This window comes from Paenibacillus agaridevorans (genome assembly GCF_003112455.1).
Classification (GTDB): Bacteria; Bacillota; Bacilli; order Paenibacillales; family Paenibacillaceae; genus Pristimantibacillus; species Pristimantibacillus agaridevorans.
Map to the genome: position 1 here is coordinate 124,524 of NZ_BDQX01000196.1, position 3,427 is coordinate 127,950.

General features: G+C 56.8%; 2 protein-coding genes. Both read right to left on the reverse strand.

Going from position 1 to position 3,427, the window contains the following annotated elements:
• A partial coding sequence (locus PAT3040_RS19065) for a PD-(D/E)XK nuclease family protein (protein WP_181376716.1) occupies nt 1–2,132 on the reverse strand: 2,132 nt, incomplete at its 3' end.
• A gap of 796 nt (nt 2,133–2,928) precedes the next feature.
• A partial coding sequence (locus PAT3040_RS19070; protein WP_181376717.1) for a hypothetical protein occupies nt 2,929–3,427 on the reverse strand: 499 nt, incomplete at its 5' end.

A 3,427-nucleotide genomic window follows, 5' to 3' on the forward strand; every position in this document is an offset into this window, starting at 1 on the left:
TCGTTCGCCTGCAGCCAGCGGGTTCGATCCAGCTCCGCCGTCTGCTTGGGACGCAAATTCAACACATAGCCGAAGTAATATCGCAATCCGCAGCTTGCGTACTGCTCCAGCTCGCTGACGCTGATATAATCCCGCTTTGGCACTATACCGGGGCTGGACTCGCCTTGGCGGCCTCCCTGCTCCATCACTCGATTAAGCTCGCCGATCCAGCCGTCATACGCCGACAATTCGTCCGCCTGCCTAAGCGTGCCTGCCCGATACCCTTCCGCCAGCGCCGGATAACTGCCGCGTATGGCTTCGCGTCCGTCCAGCCGCTCGCCTCTTGCGTTCGCCAGCAGCTTCGCCCAAGCGTCGATTCCGTTTAGCGGCAATCGGGCAGCCCAGCGCATATCCAATACGCCATACGGTTCGCCAAGCGCTGCCGACAAAGCGCCAAAATCTTTGGTCGCATCTCCAGTCCTGAGCCGAAAAAGCTGCAGCATTTCGAAGGCAGCGCCATGACTCTTCTGTTCGCCGGGATCGTAGGACGAGTAGCTGAGCCACAGCTCGCCCCGAAGGAATCCAATTCGGGATTCGCGCTCCAGCCTTTGGGCGCTTGCCCGTTCACTCCTTGTCGTCAAATCCGGCGAAAGCCGGATTCTCTCCTCGTCGAGGAGCACGGGATCCTGCCTGGACGATACGCTCCAGGAGCTTTCGTCCATGCCGGGAATCCAGAAAAGTCCGCGTCCGCTCCATCCTCCCCCCGCAAGCGAGCTGACGTGAATCGCTCCAGGCTTCGGCGTCGGCGATACGAGTATCCGAATGCCGTCAAGCATCCCGCGCACGTAACGGATCGCAAGATCCCTGGACATGCACCCGGATGGAGACTTGGCATGCGTAAGCGCCTGCTCGCGCAGCGACGAATGTACGCCGGCATCCTCCGGTGATCGTCCCGCCGCGTAGATCGCCACGTTGCGAGCCAGCCAATTCAACAGTTCGAAAGGATACCATTGGTCATTGTCCGGCAGGGAGCTGAACCATTGCAACGTATGAGCATGCAAGGCGGCGCTTTGTTCCCTATCACCCTCGGCCAGTCTCGAAGACTCCAGCAACGAGATGTATCGGTCCTTGCCCCAGCCGATTTCGGATTGCTCGAGCAGACGGATCCAGCTGTTTTGCGTGAAACGTTCGTCCTCGATTCGCAAGCGCCCATGCCGAAGCAACTCGGTCAGCTTGGATACGGGATACCCTTCCTGTATCCAATCCAGCAGACCGAGGGCTGCTTGCCCCGCCGGGCAATACCCGATCGGCAGGCCGCTCGACAAAGTACAGGCAAGACCCAGAGCTTTCGCGTGATCGTATACGATAGGCGCATAACGCTCGTAATCCGCCGCCATTATCTCGATGTCGTCAATTGAATCGGCCTGCCCCAGCATTCTTCTCAGACCTTCCCTCACTTCCGCGATGGGCCCGGAAGCGCTGAACAATGCAAAGGAGTTTTCCGCGAAGCCTTCATTTTGACCGAATGGCGCCTCAGCTTCCAAAATCACCAATCGTTCTCCCGCGATCCGCACCGTCATCTCCCGCTCCGCCCGCGTCCATCCTGTCGGTTCAATCGCCAAATACAGCGTATTCTCGCTGTCCGGCGTTACGAAATGTACGAGTCCCGCGAAATCCGTGGTCCGCTGCTCGGTTAGATACAACTCGTATCTTGACAAAAGCTGCCTCATATACTCGGCTTTGCCGGGATGCGTAAACGCTTCTGCCCGCAGATCTGCAGCCGCAAGCCGCGCAAGTCTAAGTTCGCCCAAGGAGCGATTTACTCCATCGACGATTCCGGGCTTCAGATTGCCCTCATGGATGTAGCCGGTCGGCACCTCAGTCGCCAACTCCTCCAACAGCATTCGTACAATCCAAAAGACTTGCCCCTCCTCAAGCAGTGTAATGCCATTCAGGAACAACTCCAGCTTCGCTCTCTTTGCCGCAAGTCCGCGCACGGTCTCGATCTCCACATTCGCAATCGCACCGGCACGGGCGCACAGTCTCTCCAGCAGTTGCTGCCCTTGCGCGTAGGAATGCGCAAGAAGCACCTTGCGTCTAAGCGGCTCCCCGGTTACTGCCGTCAACAGTCGATCCATCAGATCCTTGGGCATGACGGTCACCTCATCTTTGCAGGATTGGAAATTTCTCTCTTCCATTCTAACATTTGAACGGAAAACGTCACATGCCGAATTTGAATCGGGAGGTCTGATTCATGAAAGTAATTATTCCGGTTGATTTCATTGTATGCCGTCACTGCGACAACAGGATGTCAGCGAATCGCTGTTCGGATTCGAACAGATTGACGAGATTCTGAAGGGCGCTGACAGCCGGGGACGAGCGAATGTGTATGAAAAAGCGAGTTCATTTGGGGCGCGGGCGGGCCGGGACGAGCGAATGTGTATGAAAAAGCGAGTTCATTGGGGCGCTGGAAGCCCGGGACGAGCGAATGTGTATGAAAAAGCGAGTTCATTGGGGCGCTGACAGCCTGGGACGAGCAAATGTGTATGAAAAAGCGAGTACATGGGGGCGATGGGGGGCCGGGACGAGCGTATCTGTATGAAAAAGCGAGTTCATTGGGGCGCTGGAAGCCCGGGACGAGCGAATGTGTATGAAAAAGCAAGTTCATGGGGACGCTGACAGCCGGGGACGAGCAAATGTGTATGAAAAAGCGAGTTTATTGGGGCGCGGGCAGCCCGGGGACAGGCGAATGTGTATGAAAAAGCGAGTACATTGGGGCGATGGCGGGCCGAGACGAGAGTATGTGTATGAAAAAGCGAGTACTTGATAAGTAATAACAACCGACAAGCCCTTTACTCTTGGGTTTGCCGGTTGTCGTAATAAAATGACTATAAGTTCAGAAGCCCGAAATTACGAATCGCTAATTGCTGCCAGAGAAGCTGGCGCGCATTACCGCTTGAGCTGCACAATCGCGTGAATATGCAGCTTCGGCACGGTGAAAGCGACACCGTCATCCGTGCGACGCAGCGGCAGCTCCAGTCCTTCCGGCTGCAGAACCGCCTGCTTGATCGAGCTGTCGCGTACCGTAACGCCAATGTCGTGCATCGGAGTAATCGTTTCGATCGGCGCATAAAACGCCGTGCTTTTCTCTCCGACCTGCACGCTTTGGTACTGGATAAGATGCAGGAACCGGTCGTCGCCGCGTTCCATCAGGTTCGCCTCGACATGTGCCGGAGCTTCCACCGTAAACGGCTTCTGCGTATCGTACGCGTTTAGCAGATTGCCCACGATGCGGCGCACCCAGAAGTGGTTCGAATGCCAATACGACCGGAATACCGGCGCGGCGATGTAAAGCGCGGTTCCTTCTCCGTAACGGTTAACCGTAATCGCCGGATAATCGCTTTCAAGCCCTGCCGGCGGCAGCGGATGGCGGAACGCGCGGTTGCGA